The organism is Stenotrophomonas sp. YJH_SMC_82, from assembly GCF_059368875.1.
On the sequence record NZ_JCAFSE010000004.1, the window covers coordinates 114,670 to 132,818 of the forward strand.

Annotated in this window: 18 protein-coding genes; 15 read left to right on the forward strand and 3 right to left on the reverse strand. The window is 67.6% G+C overall.

Translation table 11 applies throughout. The features are described from left to right. The first annotated feature begins 46 nt into the window (after window positions 1-46). On the forward strand, window positions 47-2,128 hold the full coding sequence (locus tag AC5P53_RS15880) for an NHL repeat-containing protein (protein WP_241887243.1): 2,082 nt from the start codon (window positions 47-49) through the stop codon (window positions 2,126-2,128). On the opposite strand, the gene AC5P53_RS15885 is transcribed toward AC5P53_RS15880, so the two are convergent. Continuing rightward, window positions 2,106-2,513 carry a YciI family protein gene (locus AC5P53_RS15885; protein ID WP_012479004.1) on the reverse strand — a complete coding sequence of 136 codons (408 nt, stop codon included), beginning with the start codon at window positions 2,511-2,513 and terminating at the stop codon, window positions 2,106-2,108. The genes AC5P53_RS15880 and AC5P53_RS15885 overlap by 23 nt on opposite strands. A gap of 710 nt (window positions 2,514-3,223) precedes the next feature. Between AC5P53_RS15885 and AC5P53_RS15890 the strand changes: the two genes are divergently transcribed. From AC5P53_RS15890 to AC5P53_RS15950, 13 genes are all read left to right on the forward strand, one after another. Beyond that, window positions 3,224-3,637 carry a YciI family protein gene (locus AC5P53_RS15890; RefSeq protein WP_014645771.1) on the forward strand — a complete coding sequence of 138 codons (414 nt, stop codon included), beginning with the start codon at window positions 3,224-3,226 and terminating at the stop codon, window positions 3,635-3,637. A gap of 67 nt (window positions 3,638-3,704) precedes the next feature. Beyond that, window positions 3,705-4,127 carry a VOC family protein gene (locus AC5P53_RS15895; protein WP_169412373.1) on the forward strand — a complete coding sequence of 141 codons (423 nt, stop codon included), beginning with the start codon at window positions 3,705-3,707 and terminating at the stop codon, window positions 4,125-4,127. Between the two features lie 34 nt (window positions 4,128-4,161). Then, window positions 4,162-4,572, forward strand: a complete 411-nt coding sequence (locus tag AC5P53_RS15900) for a VOC family protein (RefSeq protein ID WP_014645773.1) — start codon at window positions 4,162-4,164, stop codon at window positions 4,570-4,572. A gap of 23 nt (window positions 4,573-4,595) precedes the next feature. Next, entirely contained in the window at window positions 4,596-4,952 is a 357-nt protein-coding gene (locus AC5P53_RS15905; protein ID WP_014645774.1) for a DUF1428 domain-containing protein, read from the forward strand. Between the two features lie 45 nt (window positions 4,953-4,997). Then, window positions 4,998-6,260, forward strand: coding sequence for an RNA polymerase sigma factor (locus tag AC5P53_RS15910; protein ID WP_241887244.1), 1,263 nt, complete (start codon window positions 4,998-5,000; stop codon window positions 6,258-6,260). Between the two features lie 106 nt (window positions 6,261-6,366). Further along, window positions 6,367-7,563, forward strand: coding sequence for a hypothetical protein (locus tag AC5P53_RS15915; protein WP_053495494.1), 1,197 nt, complete (start codon window positions 6,367-6,369; stop codon window positions 7,561-7,563). After that, entirely contained in the window at window positions 7,554-8,654 is a 1,101-nt protein-coding gene (locus AC5P53_RS15920; protein ID WP_014645777.1) for a hypothetical protein, read from the forward strand. The genes AC5P53_RS15915 and AC5P53_RS15920 overlap by 10 nt, the downstream gene beginning before the upstream one ends. A 98-nt stretch (window positions 8,655-8,752) precedes the next feature. Next, window positions 8,753-9,439, forward strand: a complete 687-nt coding sequence (locus AC5P53_RS15925) for a hypothetical protein (protein ID WP_049408541.1) — start codon at window positions 8,753-8,755, stop codon at window positions 9,437-9,439. A 16-nt stretch (window positions 9,440-9,455) separates the two neighbouring features. After that, window positions 9,456-11,105: a CsgG/HfaB family protein gene (locus tag AC5P53_RS15930; RefSeq protein ID WP_041863036.1), complete on the forward strand. Its 1,650-nt coding sequence runs from the start codon at window positions 9,456-9,458 to the stop codon at window positions 11,103-11,105. Between the two features lie 243 nt (window positions 11,106-11,348). Then, the gene (locus AC5P53_RS15935) at window positions 11,349-12,998 is read left to right on the forward strand and encodes a M28 family metallopeptidase (RefSeq protein ID WP_049441368.1); all 1,650 of its coding nucleotides are present in this window, start codon (window positions 11,349-11,351) and stop codon (window positions 12,996-12,998) included. Between the two features lie 174 nt (window positions 12,999-13,172). Continuing rightward, window positions 13,173-14,432 carry a sensor histidine kinase gene (locus AC5P53_RS15940; RefSeq protein WP_046428597.1) on the forward strand — a complete coding sequence of 420 codons (1,260 nt, stop codon included), beginning with the start codon at window positions 13,173-13,175 and terminating at the stop codon, window positions 14,430-14,432. Then, window positions 14,422-15,192 (forward strand): LytR/AlgR family response regulator transcription factor, encoded by a 771-nt coding sequence (locus AC5P53_RS15945; protein WP_049441363.1) that lies wholly within the window; start codon window positions 14,422-14,424, stop codon window positions 15,190-15,192. The genes AC5P53_RS15940 and AC5P53_RS15945 overlap by 11 nt, the downstream gene beginning before the upstream one ends. 33 nt (window positions 15,193-15,225) lie before the next feature. Then, window positions 15,226-15,570, forward strand: coding sequence for a hypothetical protein (locus AC5P53_RS15950; RefSeq protein WP_014645783.1), 345 nt, complete (start codon window positions 15,226-15,228; stop codon window positions 15,568-15,570). A gap of 39 nt (window positions 15,571-15,609) precedes the next feature. Here the strand turns inward: AC5P53_RS15950 and AC5P53_RS15955 are convergent, their stop codons facing one another. Next, window positions 15,610-16,224: a hypothetical protein gene (locus AC5P53_RS15955; RefSeq protein ID WP_014645784.1), complete on the reverse strand. Its 615-nt coding sequence runs from the start codon at window positions 16,222-16,224 to the stop codon at window positions 15,610-15,612. A 309-nt stretch (window positions 16,225-16,533) separates the two neighbouring features. Here AC5P53_RS15955 and AC5P53_RS15960 point away from each other — a divergent pair, with 309 nt between their 5' ends. Next, a complete protein-coding gene (locus tag AC5P53_RS15960) occupies window positions 16,534-17,463 on the forward strand; it encodes an oxygenase MpaB family protein (protein ID WP_495227464.1) in 930 nt (309 codons plus the stop codon). Between the two features lie 77 nt (window positions 17,464-17,540). On the opposite strand, the gene AC5P53_RS15965 is transcribed toward AC5P53_RS15960, so the two are convergent. Continuing rightward, the gene (locus AC5P53_RS15965; protein ID WP_014645786.1) at window positions 17,541-18,128 is read right to left on the reverse strand and encodes a TetR/AcrR family transcriptional regulator; all 588 of its coding nucleotides are present in this window, start codon (window positions 18,126-18,128) and stop codon (window positions 17,541-17,543) included. Window positions 18,129-18,149: the final 21 nt, after the last annotated feature.

Here is an 18,149-nt window from a genome sequence, read left to right on the forward strand (position 1 = left end):
TCTATTGTCGGTGCCTCTTCAGACAGCAGGCAGGCAGCGCAGCACGATGGCACGGTGGCAATGGATGGCGGCAGGCGTAGCGTTGGCGACGGTAGTGGCATTGGCTGCGACCTGGTGGGAGACACCGCTGCATACGCTGGCTGAACCGGCGGGTCCGGCTCCGACGCCGTTGGCGTGGACCGCGCAGATTGAACCGCTGGCCGGCGATGGCCACCCGGGTGACCGTGATGGCGCGTCCGCGCAGGCACGCTTCGCCGATCCGTACGCGTTGCTGCGCAGTGCCGATGGCAGCGTCTATTTCACCGATGCCGGCGACAACAACCGGATCCGTCGCCGCCTTCCCGATGGCCGCGTTGAAACGGTGGCCGGGCAGGGCGAGGGACGTGTCGATGGCCCTGCACTGCAGGCCAGTTTCAACACGCCTTCGGGCATTGCCGCCGACGCGCAGGGCAACCTGTATGTGGCCGACACCGGCAACCATGCGATCCGCCGCATCAGCACCGATGGCCAGGTGACCACGCTGGCCGGTGGCGAACAGGGCCACGCCGACGGCCCTGCCGCGCAGGCCCGCTTCGATGCGCCGATGGGCATCGCCGTGGATGCGCAGGGCCAGGTTTACGTGGCCGATACGTTCAACGATCGCATCCGGGTGATCGGTACGGATGGCAGCGTGCGCACCCTGGCCGGTGGTGATCGGCCGGGCCTTGCCGATGGCGTGGGCGCCGCTGCGCGCTTCGATACGCCGGTGGCGCTGGCCTTCGACGCGCAGGGCGCGTTGCTGGTGGCCGACCTGTTCAACAACGCCGTGCGCCGGGTGGGTGCCGATGGTACGGTCAGCACCGTGGTCGCCGCCGGTGGCGTGATCAATGGGCCGCTGTCGTTGGCCACCGCCCATGACGGCGTGCTGTACGTGGGTGATCTCGATGGCCGCATCGTGCAGGTGACGCCGCAGGGCCATCAGATCGCGCTGGTCGGCAATGGCCGCCTGCCGCGCCTGGCCCGCCCCAGCGGATTGGCGCTGGATGCCGATGGCAGCGTGCTGGTGGCCGACGCCGCCAGCTACCGCCTGCATCGCCTGCGCCCGCTGCCGGTGGGCGACCTGCCGGCACCGGCACTGGTCGGCCCGGCTGCCGATGCCGCGCTGCCGAAGACCGGGGGCCGTTGGCCGCTGGCACCGCAGGACGGCTGGCACGAAGTGGTCGGCACCCTGGGCGAGGTGCGCGGCAACTTCACCGGTGAGAGCCGCCACCACCTGCATGGCGGCTTCGACGTGCGCGGTGATGTGGGCCAGACCGTGCTGGCGATCGCCGAAGGCAAGATCAGCAGCCCGGTGGCCGCCTGGAACCTGGGTGAGCAGGCCGAGGGCCTGGTCGTGGATCGCCTCAAGTACATCCACATGCGGGTCGGCCGCACCCCGCGCGACGAACCCTACGATGCGCGCTGGCAGGCGCTGTACGACGAGCAGGGCAGGCTGGAGCGGATGCGCGTGCGCCGCGGCATGCGCATCCACGTCGGTGACCGCCTGGGCAGCATCAACAACCAGGCGCACGTGCACCTGGCGGTGGGTACCGGCGGCTTCGAGACCAACGCGGTGGCGCTGGGCTTCCAGGGCTACGCCGACCACTTCGCGCCGCGCATCACCGATGTGGCCCTGCTGGACGACAACGACCAGCCGATGGCCGCCGGCAGCGATGGCGTGGTGATGGTGGCGCGCCAGGGCCGCGGCGTGCAGATCGTGGTCGAGGCCTGGGACCAGGTCGACAACAACCTGCCGCGCCGCCGCCTGGGCATGTACCAGGTGGGCTACCAGATCCTCGACGCCGATGGCCGAGCGCTGCAGGGCTATGAACAGCCACGCTGGAACATCGTGTTCAACCGCATGCCGCCGCAGAAGGAAGCTGTGCGCGTGGCCTACGCACCGGACAGCGGCATCACCGTGCATGGCAGCGCGGTCACCCGTTTCCGCTACCTGGCCACCAACACCGTGCGCGACGGCCTGATGGAAACCGGGCGCTGGCAGCCGGCGGCGCTGCCGCCGGGCGAGTACATCGTGCGCGCCAGCGTGCGCGACTACAGCGGCAACGAAGGCGTCGGCCCGCGCGAGATCAGGGTACGGCTGCTGCCATAGCCGCAGCCGGGGCGCCGCAGCGTTCGCGCTCGGCGTCCATGTCTTCCAGCGGCCGCACTTCGATGCTGCCGAAGCGCGCCCACGGGAAGTCGCGGGCGATGCGCATGGCTTCGTCGCGGTCGCGGGCGACGATCAGGTTGAAGCCGGCCAGCAGTTCGCGGGTTTCGGCGAACGGGCCATCGAGAACACGGCTGTTGCCATCACGCACGCGCAGGGTCTGTGCAGTGTCGACCGGCTGCAGTTTCTGCGCGGCCAGCAGCGTGCCTTCGGCCTGCAGCTTGTCGGCGTGGGCCAGGCAGTCGCGCATCAGCGCGTTGAATTCTTCGATGGGCAGGGCCTGCAGCAGGGCAGGCTCGATATAGATCAGAAGCAGGTACTGCTGCATGGGACGGTCCTGGCGGGGGCGGGTGCCCATGATGGCGCAGGATGGCGCGTCGGCATGTTGCAGCGCAGAAGCTCGCCTTCGGCGGGGACGGCGAACGGCGGAGCCCCTCCGTGGTGGCGCTACAACGTGATGCTTGGGCTTGGCCGGGTGGGTAGGCGGGTCGGGGGACGCCGTAAACCCATCCATGGGGGCTTGGCCGCGGCATCCATGCCGCGGACACCCCCGCCCCGCCTACCCACCCGGCCCTGGACAGTTTCCTGCGGCGTCCACCCCGGAAAATCACAAACAAGAGCAAAAGCGGGTCGCTTCGCTCGCAAAGCTGAGCCCGCCAGCCAACCGCCGTTGCTGTTGCTTTTGCTGTTGCTTTTGCCTTTTCTCTTGATTTTCCCGTGGTGGGGCAGCCGCAGAGATCTGTCTGGGGCCGGGCGGGTGGGGTTGGCGGGGTATCCGCGGCATGGATGCCGCGGCTAAGCCCCCACGGATGGGTTCACGGCGTCCCCGCCAACCCCACCCGCCCGGCCCACTCCCAGAAAACCAGCTTTCAGCGACCCACCCACCCCACCACGGAGGGGCTCCGCCGTTCGCCGACCTCCGCCGAAGGCGCGCTTTCCACGGAAGAAATAATTTTCAGAGGACGTGTCGATTCCCAGCCCCCTGGTTCGTTGTACCCAATGAAGGGCACGCACCACGCGTCCCCACGGGAGACCGCAATGAAAGTGATGGTGATCGTGAAGGCCAACGCCGACTCCGAAGCCGGCCGCATGCCCAGCGAACAGGAACTGTCCGAAATGGGCGCCTTCAACGAACAACTGGTGGCCGCCGGCATCATGCTGGCCGGTGAAGGCCTGCACGCCACCCAGCGCGGCCGTCGCATTCACTTCGGCGGCGGGGCACCCCAGGTCGAGGCCGGTCCGTTCGGTCCTGCCAGCGAACAGATCGCCGGCTTCTGGCTGTGGGAGGTGCGGTCGCTGGACGAAGCGGTTGAATGGGCCAGCCGCGCGCCGTTCGGCAGTGGCGGCACGCTCGAACTGCGTCCCTTGATCTCCGCTGAAGACTTCGGTGAAGCCTTCACCCCCGAATTACAGCAGCAGGAACAGCGTCTGCGTGCACAGCTGGAAGGTTGACCCGATTCATCTCCACGCCGGGCACGACCCGGCGCTACCGCCCTGAACCACATCACGGAGTATTGCCATGAGACTGATTCCTTTCCTCGGCTTCAGCGGCCAGGCCCACGAGGCGATGGCGTTCTACGCCAAGGCACTGGGTGGCCAGGTCACTTCGGAAATGAAATACCGCGACATGCCGCCGTCCGATGGCATGCCCGGCTGCAATGAAATGCCGGCGCAGACGCTGGACCACGTCGCGCACAGCCAGCTGGAGATCGGCAACGCCATCGTGATGGCAGCCGACGGTCCCGGCGGCGGCGAGGGTGGCTCGACCACCATCAATGTCGATGTCGACAGCATCGAAGAAGCCGAACGCGTGTTCGCTGCACTGGCCGAAGGTGGCCAGGTGCAGATGCCGATCGCCGAAACGTTCTGGGCACACCGCTGGGGCATGCTGATCGACCGCTACGGTAAGCCGTGGATGGTCAACTGCATGAAGCAGCCCTGATCCCACTTTCTTTCATCCACAAGGAGCTTCACCGATGAGTGCACCGCAACCGCAGATGATCTTCGTCAACCTGCCCGTGCAGGATCTGAACGCGTCCAAGACCTTTTTCGCCGCGCTGGGCTACAGCTTCAACCCGACCTTCACCAATGACGATGCCGCCTGCATGGTGATCAGCGAGAGCATCTTCGTGATGCTGCTGACCCAGCCGTTCTTCAAGCAGTTCACCACCAAGCCAATCGCCGACGCACGCAGCCAGACCGAGGTGATCACCTGCCTGTCGGCGGACAGCCGCAAGGCGGTGGACGTGATGGTGGACAAGGCTCTGGCGGCCGGCGCCAGTGAACCGCAGCCCGCGCGCGACTACGGTTTCATGTACCAGCGTGGCTTCCAGGACCTGGATGGCCATCTCTGGGAAATCGCACACATGGACGGCGAGCCGGGCTGACGGCCGCCGCAGGGAGAACCCGCATGGCTTACGTGGACGCTTACGTGCTGCCGTGCCCGCAGGACAAGGTGGCGGCCTACCGTCGCCTTGCCCGCAAGGCCGGTGCGGTGTGGAAGGACCATGGCGCGCTGCAGTACATGGAATGCGTGGCCGACGATGTGGAGCCGGGCAAGAGCACCTCCTTCCCGCGCGCGGTCAAGGCGAAACCGGGCGAGACGGTGATCGTCGCCTTCGTGGTGTTCCGCTCGCGCGCGGCACGCGACCGCATCAACGCAAAGGTGATGGCCGACCCGCGGCTGGCGTCGCTGGGCCCGAAGGACATGCCGTTCGATACCCGGCGCATGTTCTGGGGTGGCTTCAAGCCGATTGTTGAAGCGTGAGCTGCGGCGCTTGTGCGGGCCGGGCGTGCGTGCTGTGATCGGCGCATGCTCGAGCCCGCACTGACGCAGCGTCTGGAAACCCTCTGGCGGATGGAGTCGCCAGTGCTGATTGCGCGCCTGGCGCGGCTGCTCGGTGGCGATGTCGGCCGTGCCGAGGAGCTGGCCCAGGACACCTGGCTGGCCGCGCTGGAGCGTTGGCCGGAGCAGGGTATCCCGGACAACCCCGGAGCCTGGCTGATGACCACCGCGCGCAACCGTGCCATCGATGTGCTGCGCCAGCACCAGCGGGTGACGCAGCAGCATGCGCAGTGGGGCGAGGAACTGCATCCGGCGGCACTGCCGGCGCCGGATGACAGCCAGGCACTGGAGGACGACCTGGGCGATGACCTGCTGCGGCTGATGTTCGTGGCCTGCCATCCCGTGCTGCCGGCCGATGCGCGGGTGGCACTGACCCTGCGCCTGCTCGGTGGCCTGACCACCGTCGAGATTGCACGTGCGTTCCTGCAGCCGGAGCCGACCATCGCCCAGCGCATCGTGCGCGCCAAGCGCACGCTGGCGCAGAAGCAGGTGCCCTATGAAGTGCCACGCGCGGACGCGATGCCGGAGCGCCTGGCCTCGGTGCTGGAAGCGATCTATCTGGTGTTCAACGAAGGCTACGCCGCCAGCGCCGGTGATGACTGGATGCGCCCGGCGCTGTGCGAGGAAGCGCTGCGGCTGGCCCGCATCCTGGCGCATCGGTTGCCGGTGCCGCCGGTACTGGGCCTGCTGGCGCTGATGGAACTGCAGGCCTCGCGTGCAGCGGCACGGGTGGACGCGCAGGGGGTGCCGGTGCTGCTGGACCAGCAGAACCGCGCGCGCTGGGATTGGCTGCAGATCGAACGTGGGCAGCAGGTGCTGGCGCGCGCATTGGCCATCGGTGGCGACCAGGATCCCTACGTGCTGCAGGCGCGCATCGCGGCCTGCCATGCGGCTGCGCGGCATGCTGACGCCACTGATTGGCCGCGTATTGCTGCGCTTTATACACAGCTGCTGCAGGTGCAACCTTCGCCGGTGGTGGCATTGAACCGGGTGGTGGCGATCCTGCGCAGCGACGGTGCCTTCGCCGCGTGGGCACAACTGCAGCCACTGCTGGTCGATCCGCGCCTGCGCGACTACGCGCCGCTGCAGGTGGTGCGCGGCGAGCTGCTGCAGGCACTGGGGCGTGAGCAGGACGCACGTGACGCTTTTGGCCAGGCCGCTCGGCTCAGCCAGAACCAGGCCGAGCGCGGACTACTGCGGCAACGGGCGGGCCTGCCCCCCACGGACTGAGCCGACAAAGGCAGCACTTGTCGCCGGCCGCCTGAGCGGCTATGTTTCGCGCCCAGCGGACGCATCAGCGTCCGCGATCCGTGCGTATTGACCGAGGAGCGGTTGGATGTATTCAAGGACGAAGAGCGCATCGCGCGCTTTTGCGCGCCTGCTTGCCTGTGCCCTGTGCCTGGCCGTATGGCCGATGGCCGTGCAGGCTGCGGACAAATCACAGCAGGCCTATTGGGCCGGTTTTGCCTATACCGCTGACGCCGCCGCCGTGCAGGCGACCACCCCGCATGCGCACGCGGTGCTGGAACGGCGTGGGCTGGTCCCGCTGAACCAGACGCTGGCACAGTCGCTCAAGCGCCACGCACCGGCCCACCTGGAGCTGATCGACCAGCCGGTGGCGATGCTCGACGGCACCACCAGTGCCACCGTGCTGGCCGCTGCGCTGGATCGCGAGCTGGTCTCGGTCGAACCGATCGGCGACCAGTACAAGGTGCTGGTGGAAGTGGCGCTGCAGGCGTTGTTCTTCGACTTCCGCGAGCGCCAGGTGATCGCCTCCTATCCGCTCACCCTGCAGCGCATCGACGTGCAGGACTACCGTCCGGACAACGACGATATCGACGCGATCGTCGCCGATCTGCTGTACGGCGGTGCCGATACCAGCCTGTCGCAGGTACTGGCGGCCAGCCTGGCGCAGGCCCGGTTGCCCGATGCCGCCGTGCGTCGCCTGCAGGTGGGCGGGGTGACCCTGTCCGACGCGGCACGCGCCAAGCTGCCCGATCCGAAGTGGGAAGCACCGCTGCGTGCCACGCTTGCGCACGAACTGTCCAAGACGCTGTCGTCCAACACTGGCGTTGGCCTGCTGCCGCCGGCCTCGGGCCAGGCGATCGGCGGTGCGATGGCCGCCCGCTTTGCCGACGGCAAGGTCTACCAGCTGAAGATTCCCGAACCCGACTACGTCATCCAACTGCAGGTCGATGCACTGAAGAACGGCGTGATCGAGGAAACCCCGGCGATGAAGACGATGCTGTTCGGCGCCTTCTTCACCGCCAAGGTGAGCGAGCCGTTCTCGGGCAAGGTCTATTTCGAACAGCCGCTGCGCAAGGGGGCCACCAAGGTGGTGCCGGTCACGCAGTGGCAGGTCGACCAGTGGTCGGCCAGCTACGAAACCCTGCTGGCCGGCTTCGACGCCTTCGCCGGCGCCGCCGCCAAGCGTGCCGATTCGCGCGCCTGGCTGGACGAACAGAAGCCGGGCGGCCGCCCGTTGCAGCAGCAGACCCAAGCCCTCCAGGAGTTGATCAAGTCATGTCGTTGATGCGTACCATCCTGCTCATCCTCATCGCGCTGGCGGTGGCCTCGCCGGTCGCTGCGCAGACCGCGAGTTCGCGCGGAACCGGCTCGGCCAGCTACGGCCTGCGCCTGAGCGCCGATACCCGTGCCCAGGCCCTGAACAAGGCCAAGGTCAATGCCCTGGAGGCGTACATCGCCGAAACCGGTGCGGCCAAGCTGCGCCTGTTCGAGGCGCGCCGCGCCGAGTTCATCGGCGAGATCGACCGCTACGTGCTCAGCGCCGTACAGCTGTCGGACACCGAAGACAAGAAGGCCAAGACCTACAGCGTCACCGTCCGCGCCGAGATCAACACCACCCTGCTGCAGACCAAGCTGGATGCGGGTTCGGCCGTGGCCGGCGCCACCGCTGCGCAGCGCTCGCTGCTGACCTTCCTGTTCATGGCGCGCTCGCAGGACACCGTGCAGTCGTTCCAGGACAAGGAATACCGCCGCGTCGACGCCAGCAGCAGCTACAGCGAGAACACCCGTGAAGGCGACAGCTTCCGCGGCAACTCGGTCAGCACCAACGGCAGCATCAACCAGAACGGTTCGGTGTCGGTCACCAGCGGCGGCAGCACCACCGCGCGCGCCGACAACATCACCTGGAAGGTGGCCAACGCCGCCGAAGTCAACACCGCGATGACTGGTGCCTTCAGCGCCGCCGGCTACGAGGTGGTTGAAGCCGAGTACGTGGAAGGCGAGTCGCGCGGCCTGCTCAGCATCGAGCGCATCCGCAAGGACTTCAGCACCGGCAACGACCTGGCCCCGGCCACCCTGCGCGACACCGCCAATGGCATCCGTGCGGCCAACATCCCGTACATCGCCGTCGGCACCCTCGACGTCGGCATGCGTGACCGCGATCCGGCCAGCGGCAACACCCGCGTGTTCGTCACTGTCACCGGCAAGGTGCTGGACGTGACCGGTCGTTTCCCGCGCACCGTGTCGTCGGTCGGCCCGGTGCAGTTCTCCGGTACCGGCCCGAATGAAACCGTGGCCCGTACCAATGCCCTGCAGCTGGCTGCCGAAAAGGCCGCCCAGCAGATGATCAACGAACTGAACGTCAAGGCGGTCCGCTGATCCGCCGCCCCGGTGGGTGCCGAGCTCGCTCGGCATCGCCCCTGGGTTACCGATTCCCCACGTGCCGCACGCGGCCGTTTCTCCCAAAGGACTCTCACATGATCCGCAATACCGCTCTTGCCCTGGCCATCGCGGCCGCCACCCTGTCGATGCCGGCCCATGCCGGCCTGGGCAAGCTGAAGGACCTGGCTGGTGGCTCCACCGGCTCCTCCAGCAGCACCTCCAGCGCCGCTGCCCCGGACGAAGCCGCGCAGGAAGCGCTGGTGCGTCGTTTCGTCAGCTCGCAGTCGCACTCGCTGCAGGCCCAGACCTCGTTCGCCCGTGCCTTCGGCCTGGCCGAGCAGGTGCAGCTGCTGGAAGCCGAGCGCCAGGCGCTGTCGTCGGGTTCGGTCAGCGTCGATGCGATGAAGAAGTCGGTGTCGGTCAGCGAAGCCGCCCAGGCCGCGATCGACGAGCGCCAGGCCGCGCAGCCGGAGCTGAACGCTGAATCCAAGCAGCACTACGCCGAAGGCCTGGTCTCGCTGCTGTCCTCGGCTGCCGAAGCGCAGAAGCTGGGTGGCGAAGCCAGCAACTTCACCGCCGGCATGAAGAACCTGGGCGCCACCCAGATGGCTACCGTCGGCCGCAAGCTGGCCGCTGGTGCATGGGTGGCCAAGGAATCGCCGGGCTTCATCCAGGGCCTGTACGGTTCGACCAAGTCGGCTGTGACCTTCGCCAAGAAGAGCAAGGTCAAGGTGCCGTCCAACGCCGACTCGATGCTGGGCCAGCTGGACAAGATGAACTGATCCGAGGCGAATCCCCATGCGTACGACCTCCCGTTTGATCGGCCTGGGCCTGGCTGCCGCGCTGCTTGCAGCCTGTGGCAAGCAGGACACCCCGGCCGAAGCGCCCGCACCTGCCAAGGACAAGGCAACCAGTGCACTGGCCAGCAATGCGCCAGTGGAAGCAGCGCCCCTGCGTGGCACGCCGGATTTCGGCGGCACCACCCAGGTCGCGCGCGAGGCCGACGGCATCGGCAGCACCCCGGAACTGGCGGTGCTGGCGGCGTTGCAGTCGGCGGTGGCGCAGGTCAACGGCGTACGCGTGGCCAGCCAGATGCAGAGCCTGCGTGCAGGCCTGCATGTGGATGTGGATGACGAACACGTCGGCGATATCCGCGCCGACGCGTTCACCCAGCAGATGATCGCCGGCTCGCAGGGCGCGGTGCTGGGCTATGAAATCCTGTCGCAGGACGAAGTGCGGCAGCTGGATGAAGAAACCATCGCGCGCGTGCGCGCCAGCGACGAAGGCTGGAGCTTCAAGGGTTCGGCCTCTGCCAGCGCGTCCGGCGAGGCCACGGCCAAGGGCGGCGGAGCCTCGGCCAGCGTCAAGGAGAGCTACGACGAGAAGGTCAGCGTCGATGCCAAGCGTGGCGCAAGCTCGTTCGATTCGGACGTGACCCACCGCAGCATGCGCAGCTACTGGAAGGTGCGCGTGCGTGCACAGATTGCCCAGTACCGCGCACCGGACGAGCAGGGCAAGCCGAAGATCGTGGTCGCGCTGCCGCGCACCAAGGCCGGCAGCTATGCCGTGGGCGATGGCCGCGTGAGTGCCGATGAAGTGGCCGACGCGATCCGCGCGCGCCTGTCCGACACGCTGACCCAGACCCAGCGCTTCATCGTGCTGGATCGCGAGTTCGGCGACGAACTGCAGGCCGAGATCGACCACATCAACAGCGGCAACGTGCGCCTGCAGGACACCGCACGCGTTGGGCAGCAGCTGGCGACCGACCTGATCCTGATCCCGACCATCGAACGCTTCGAGTACCCGCGCAGCGTGCGCAACCTGCGCATGTCCGACCGCCAGGTGACCTCGTACTCCGGTGGCGGCCGCATCACCCTGCGCCTGATCAACGCCACCACCGGCCAGGTGGTGATGTCCGACAGCTTCGACCACCAGCTGGCCTCGACCGGCCCGAGCACCCTGCCCCGCGTGGTCAACGGCCGCAACATGGCCGCGGCGATGATGGAATCGCTGTCGGGCCAGATCGGTACCACCATCGTCACCACGCTGTTCCCGGTGTCGGTGGTTTCTGTGGACGGTGACCAGGTGGTGCTGAGCCAGGGTGGCGAAACCCTGCAGGCCGGCCAGCGCTGGCAGGCCGTGCGCCTGGGCGAGGAACTGAAGGACCCGCAGACCGGCCGCTCACTGGGCCGCAGTGAACACCCGTGCTGCACCATCCGCATCGACCGCGTGGCCGCACAGACCTCGTACGGCACCATCGAAGACGGCGTCGACGCGATGCGCGGCGGTTTCCGCCCGGGCCAGATCGAACTGCGCCAGAAGCTGGGCAGCAAGCCGGCCGCCGCCGCAGGTGCGACTGCCTCGGCCGCTCCCGCCGCCGCCGCACGCCCGGCGGCCAAGCCGAAGCCCAAGCCCGCTGCCGCCCCGGCCGAAGACCCGAACTGGTAACACGCCCAAGCAACACACCGATGGGGTCAGAGCCCTTTTCCGGCGGGAAAAGGATCTGACCCCTTCGTGTTTCCGTGCGTGTCGACCCAGGTCGACACCCACCAACAGCAGTGGGACCCCGCCTACCCTCAGGAAACCAGCTTTTGCTGTTGCTTCGGCTGTTGCCGTTGTTTCGGCAGGTGCAGGGCGCAGCCCTGGCGAATCCCATTACACTCCAGAAGGATTTCCCTGCTGGAGAGAGCAATGAAACGAGTGGTACTGGGCGTGCTGGCCCTGTCGGTGTCGAGCGCACTGATGGCGGCCACCCCGAAATTCGATGGCGCGCGGATCTCCGCCGACGTCAAGGAACTGGCCTCCGACGCCTACGAAGGCCGCTCGCCGGCCACCGCCGGCGAAGAAAAGACCATCGCCTACCTCAGCAAGCAGTTTGCCGACGCCGGCCTGCAGCCGGGCGGCGACCTCAAGGACGGCAAGCGCCTGTGGACCCAGGCCGTGCCGCTGCGCAAGGGCGACATCGTCGGCGCACCGCAGCTGGCGCTGCACCAGGGCGGCAAGACCCTGCCGCTGGAGCAGGGCAAGCAGATCGCCGTGCGCGCCGCCATGAACGGCGCCAGCAGCGTCGACATCAGCAAGGCCCCGCTGGTGTTTCTCGGCTACGGCGTGAAGGCACCGGAGCGCAACTGGGACGACTTCAAGGGCGTGGACCTGAAGGGCAAGATCGCCGTGGTGCTGATCAACGACCCGGACTTCGAAACCGGCCAAGGTGATTTCGACGGCAAGGGCATGACCTATTACGGCCGTTGGACCTACAAGTACGAGGAAGGCGCCCGCCAGGGGGCGCTGGGCGTGCTGATCGTGCACGAGACCGCACCGGCGTCGTATGGCTGGGCCACCGTGGCCGGCTCCAACACCAACACCATGTTCGACGTGGTGCGTGACAACCCGGCAGAAAGCCACCCGCTGCTGGAAGGCTGGATCCAGCGCGACCTTGCCGTGGAGCTGTTCCGCTCGGCCGGGCAGGATTTCGAGGCACTGAAGAAGAAGGCGCAGCAGCGCGACTTCACCCCGGTGCCGCTGACCGGCGCCAGCCTGGACGCGAAGTACGCGGTGAAGACCGAAGTGATCACCTCTCACAACGTGGCCGCGCGCCTGGAAGGCAGCCGCCATCCGGACGAGACCATCATCTACAGCGCGCACTGGGACCACATCGGCGTGGGCGAGCCGGACGCGCGCGGTGACCGCATCTTCAACGGCGCGCTGGACAACGCCAGCGGCACCGCCTCGCTGGTCGAGCTGGCCCGTGGCTTCGCCAAGGAGAAGCGCCCGCAGCGCTCGCTGCTGTTCCTGGCGGTCACCGCCGAGGAAAAGGGCCTGCTGGGTTCTGAGTACTACGCCACCCATCCGCTGTATCCGCTGGAAAAGACCGTGGCCGTGATCAACATGGACGGCATGGCGCCGTTCGGCCCGTCGCGTGACTTCGGCATCTACGGTGCCGCGCGCTTCGAGCTGCTGGACCAGCTGAAGGACGTGGCCAAGGGCTGGGATATCCGCTACACGCCGGACCCGAAGCCGGAAGCGGGCCTGTTCTTCCGCTCCGACCACTTCCCGTTCGCCAAGCGTGGCGTGCCGGCGCTGTCCTGGTCGGCCGGCCAGGACTGGGTGGACGGTGGCGTGGCCGCAGGCAGGAAGGCCTCCGAGGACTACACCGCCAAGCGCTATCACCAGCAGGGCGACGAGTGGCAGCCGGACTGGGTGTTTGCCGGTGCCGCGCGCGACCTGGAAGTGCTGTACACGCTAGGCAACCAGCTGGCCAATTCCCGCGATTGGCCGAACTGGAGCAAGGACGAGGCGTTCCGCGCCGTGCGTGACGCCAGCGCCGACCAGCGCAAATAACGGCGTCCGGTAGTGCCGGCCGCTGGCCGGCATTGCCGCCCCCGGAAACGCCGGGCCGTGCCCGGCGTTTCCATAACGGCTTCCATCCCAACTTTCCCGGCCTTCGTCGCAGCCTGCTTGCTTGCCCGGCGGGCCGCCCTATGCTCGGCTCACCCCCTTCCTCAAGGCGCCGCCGTGTTCGCCAGCCTCTCTCTCCTGATCCGCCACCTGCTGGCCTGGGCTGCCGCGCTGGTTGTCGCCGGCATGGTCTGGAGCGGCATCTTCAGCGGCATGAACGATGGCCCGGGCTGGATCTTCGGGCTGCTGGCGATGTTCCTGATCATTTCCGCGCTGGGCAGTGCCATCACCCACATCCGCCGGGTCTGGCTGGTGGCCGGTCGCCTGGATGCCACCACCCTGTCCGGCCGCCAGCGCCGCCAGATCGAACTGCCGATGGACGCGGGCCACGCCTTCTCGGTGGTGGAGGCGGCGATTTCCGAACTACCGCGCGTCGAAGACGTGGAAAGCTCGGCCGGCAGCCTGCAGGTGCGCGCCTATGTGCGCCGGGTCGACCTCTGGAACGGCCGCCAGCCCTCGCGCTGGAACCTGCCGGCGCGGCTGGCCATCAAGCGCAACAGCGTGCTGGCCACGGTCACGCCGGGGCAGGGCACCAGCACCGTGACCCTGCTGTTCGAACCCGATGCCGGCTGGTGGGCCGACCTGCTGGCGCTCGACGAGGGCAGCAACTTCGAGAACGCCGAAGCAGTCACCCGTGCGATCAGCCGCCGCGTCGCCGACCAGCGCCGCGACGAACAGGCTGCGGCCGAACAGACCCAGGTGGAAAAGGAACTGTCGGTGGCACGCTTGAACCTGTTGCATGCGCAGGTGGAACCGCACTTCCTCTACAACACGCTGGCCAACGCGCAGGTACTGACCCGCACCGATCCGGCGCGTGCCGAACAGATGCTCGGCCACCTCATTCAATACCTGCGCAGCTCGTTGCCGCAGGTGGACGAATCGGTATCCACGCTGGGCGTGGAGCTGGACCGCACCCGCGCGTACCTGGAAATCCTGCGCATCCGCATGGGCGCACGCCTGGCGGTGGAAATGCAGGTACCGAACGAACTGCACGGCGTGCACCTGCCGGCGATGGCACTGCAGACGCTGGTGGAGAACGCGATCAAGCACGGCCTGGAACCCAAGCCCGGCGGTGGCACGATCTGGATACTGGCGCGCGGCTTCGATGACCACGTGACCGTGACCGTGGCCGACGATGGGCTTGGCTTCGGCCAGGGCACCAGCGGTACCGGCATCGGCCTGAAGAACCTGCGCGAGCGCCTGCGCCTGACCTGCGGCGAGCAGGCCGGCGTGGCGATCGTTGCCAACTTCCCCAGCGGCGTGGCCGCGACCATGACCCTGCCGCAGTCGCACAAGGAGCGCAGCCATGCCGCTTGAAGCCCTGATCGCCGAAGACGAAGAACTGCTGCGGCAGTCACTGGTGGAACAGCTGGGCCGGCTGTGGCCGGAGCTGAAGCTGGTGGCCGAGTGCGAGGACGGTGCCAGCGCGCTGGAGCAGCTGGCCGAGACGCGGCCGGACATCGCGTTCCTCGACATCCGCATGCCCGGCATCAGCGGCATCGAGGTCGCGCGCTCGCTGTCCGAGCTGAGCCCGCGCACCCAGGTGGTATTCGTCACCGCCTACGACCAGTACGCCATCGATGCGTTCGAGCAGGGCGCGATGGACTACCTGTTGAAGCCGGTCAGTGATGAGCGCCTGCTGGCCACCCGCGAGCGCATCCTGTCGCGGCTGCCATCGACGCGACAGGACGATGCCGTGCTGGAGCGCCTGCTGCAGCGGCTGGGCCCGTCGCAGGGCGCAGCGGAGCGCCCGCCACTGGCCTGGATCACCGCCAGCAACGGCCGCGAGACGCAGCTGATCATGCTGGAAGATGTGGCCTACTTCCGCGCCGACAACAAGTACACCACCGTGGTCACCGCTGCCGGCGAAAGCCTGCTGCGCACACCGTTACGTGAACTGCTTGAAGTGCTCGACCCGCAGCACTTCCGCCAGATCCACCGCTCCACCATCGTCAACATGAAGGCGGTGGCAGCGGTGAGCCGCGACGACACCGGGCGCGGCGTGCTGCGCCTGCGCGGGCGCACGGAGACGCTGGTGGTCAGCCAACCGTTCATGAGCCTGTTCCGCGGCATGTAGCCGCGCCGCAGTCTCCGCCGCCAGGAGCATTGCATGCGTTTTTTCCTGCTTGTCGGCCTCGCCGCATTGGCGCTTGCCGGTTGCCGGAAGTCCACTGAAACCGCGATCACCCGCACCACTGCCAATGGCGTGGACACGCTGTACAGCAAGCGCACGGTAGTGGACGGCGTGGCGCGTTTCGAGTGCATGGCCAGCCGCAGCGGCCAGTGCCATTACCTGGTGCTGGACCCGGCCTGTCGTCCTGATGCCGCCTGTGCGAAAGCGCCGATACGGTCGTTCGCGTTGGCGGCCGGCACGACCCGGGAGTTCAGGGGCCTGCCGAAGGGCTTCGCCCAGTGCGTCAGCGAGGATCGGAAAGAACAATGCCACCGTGAGTGATCACGGTGGCATTGTGGCTCCCCCCGCTTCCCTGAAGGGTCAGTAGGCAGGCTGTAGTGTCAGGTCGTGGTGGTGCTCGTTCTCGCCCACGTGGTTGAGGCGGCCGACCAGTTCGGAGTGCTGCTTCATGCGCCCGATCTCGGTCATGATGCGGATGTCCTCGTGGCGCAGCTCGCGCTTGGCGGTGACCGCCTGCTTGTAATCGAGCACTTCCGGGTAATGCTCGGCCAGGTCCAGTGCCTCGGCCACGTGCTCGACGCTGTCGGCCTTGGAGCTGATGCGTGCGCGACTGTTGAACGCCTTCATCCAGCGCTCGAAACCGGCCTGCTGATCGAACATGTTGGCCATGAACCAGATCACGAACAGGATCGACACCCACGAGCCGAACACGACTACCACGCGGGTGAACGTGATATGGAAGTCGTCGCGCCAGAGGTAGTTGGCGATCAGGCCAAGAATCAGCAGCGAGGCTGCCTGCCAGCCGACGATCGAGGCGATCAGCCATTGGCACTTGGCCTGGGCCAGCACCGCGACTTCATCGCGGATCTGCTGCTCGCTGAGATTGCGCCAATGCGCGACCTGTTTGTCGAACGGGCTGCTGTAGAGCTCGTTGTCGCGAAGCAGAATTCCCAAACCCTTGAACAAAGCAATCATGGCTGGCTCCTTGTGGAACGTGCGTCGATCAGCATTGGACGGTGTGGCGGTTCCAGTTCTAGCACTTCCAGCGAGCCGTGCAATGGGCGCAATGCCAAGCTGCGCAAGGGCTTTGCCTGAATCGGTGAATGTTGTTGCATCGCAGCATCGAGGGCGCTGCCTGCGACAGGATGTCGCAGGGTGAAATGTGCTGCGGCCGCACATGAAACCGTGGCTGAGTACGAAGACTCGCCGCCGCGGTCGTGATCGCCGAGAATCGGAGCCAACCGCGCAAGATGCGACTGTTCTTCCGTCTTTCTTGGACCTGTGATGCCGGCTCTGCTGCAGCGACTCTCCCGCCCCGTCACCGCGCCGATCCGGCGCTGGGTGCTGGAGGCCTTCCCCCGTGGCCAGAGCGGCATCGATTACGACCAGCCGCTGGGTGACCCGGGTTGGTTTGGACCCGACAGCGTGACCTGGCGCCTGCACGCCGAGTTCCCCTCGATGCTGGCCGGTGGCCTGTGCGCGCTGATGCTGCAGACCCTGCATCCGCGCGCGCTGGCCGGGGTCTACGATCACTCCAATTTCCGCCAGGACCTGGTGGGTCGCCTGCGTCGCACCACCGCGTTCGTTGCCGGTACCAGCTATGCGCCCACCGGCGAGGTGGAGGCGCTGGTGGCCAAGGTGCGCCGCATCCATGCACAGATCCGCGGCCAGACCGCACAGGGCGAACCCTACGCCGCCGACGATCCGCAACTGCTGACCTGGGTGCATGTGACCGAGGCGTTCGGGTTCCTTCAGGGCTTCCGCCGGTACGGACGGGAGGTGCCGGCACACATCGCCGACCGTTACTACGATGAGTACCGCGGCGTGGCCGAGGCACTGGGTGCGGTGGACGTGCCGCGCAGCGAAGCGGGAGTGGCGGCGTACTTCTGTGCGCGGCAGCCGGAGCTGCGCGTCGACGAGCGCTCGCGCGAGGTGCTGGAGGTGCTGTCCGGCGTGCGCCTGCCGGTACCGGTGCCGGGGCTGTCGCGCGAAGTGTTCCTGGGTGCAGGCGCGGCACTGCTGCCGGACTGGGCCGAAGGCATGCTTGAACGCAGTGGCCGTCAGCGCGCGCAGGCCGCCGCGTCGGCGAAGCTGATGCAGGGCATGGCGCCGCTGTTCCGCCGTGCGTTGCCCGATGGCCTGGCCAGCCGCGCCTGTGCGCGCATGGGCGTGCCGGTGTCGGTGCTGCGCGAGTGGCCCACCGTTCCCCGGTAGGTGCCAACCTTGGTTGGCACGCGTTGCGCGCGGTGCCGCAGGAGCCGCAGTAGATCCACACCATGCGTGGATGGGCCTTACCCCGCCGACTTCAACCCGCGCAACAGCATCTCCAGCGCCGCCGTCGCCTGCCGCAGGCGCACGTCGCCATCCTCGCCCTCGGCGATCCAGAACGCGGCCTCGGCCAGGCTGCCATAGATCAGCGACGCCAGCGCCTGCGCATTCACCGGCGCCACCACGCCCTGGGCAACCAGATGTTCGATCAGGTGCTGCATCGAATGCACGCAGTGGCGCTGCGATTCCGGTGAGGCGCCACCGAGCACCGCGCGCGCGTCGCGCAGCACGATGCGCTGGATCTCCGGTTCCAGCGCCATCTCCAGGTACGCGCGGCAACGCTGCACGAAGCCCTCCCAGGCATCGTCGGCGGCATCACTGATCGCCTGCAGGCGCTGGTCGGTCTCGGCATCGAGCTGGGCGACGACAGCCGCCAGCAGACCCTTCTTGTCGCCGAAGTGGTGGTACAGCGCGCCGCGGGTCAGCCCGGCCTGGGCGGTCAGGTCGTCCATCGAGGTGGCGGCATAGCCATGCTCGCTGAACACCCGGCGGGCGGTGGCCAGGAGGGTGGCGCGGGTTTCTTCCATCTCGGCGCGGGTGCGGCGAACCATTCAGAGCTCCTTACATACATA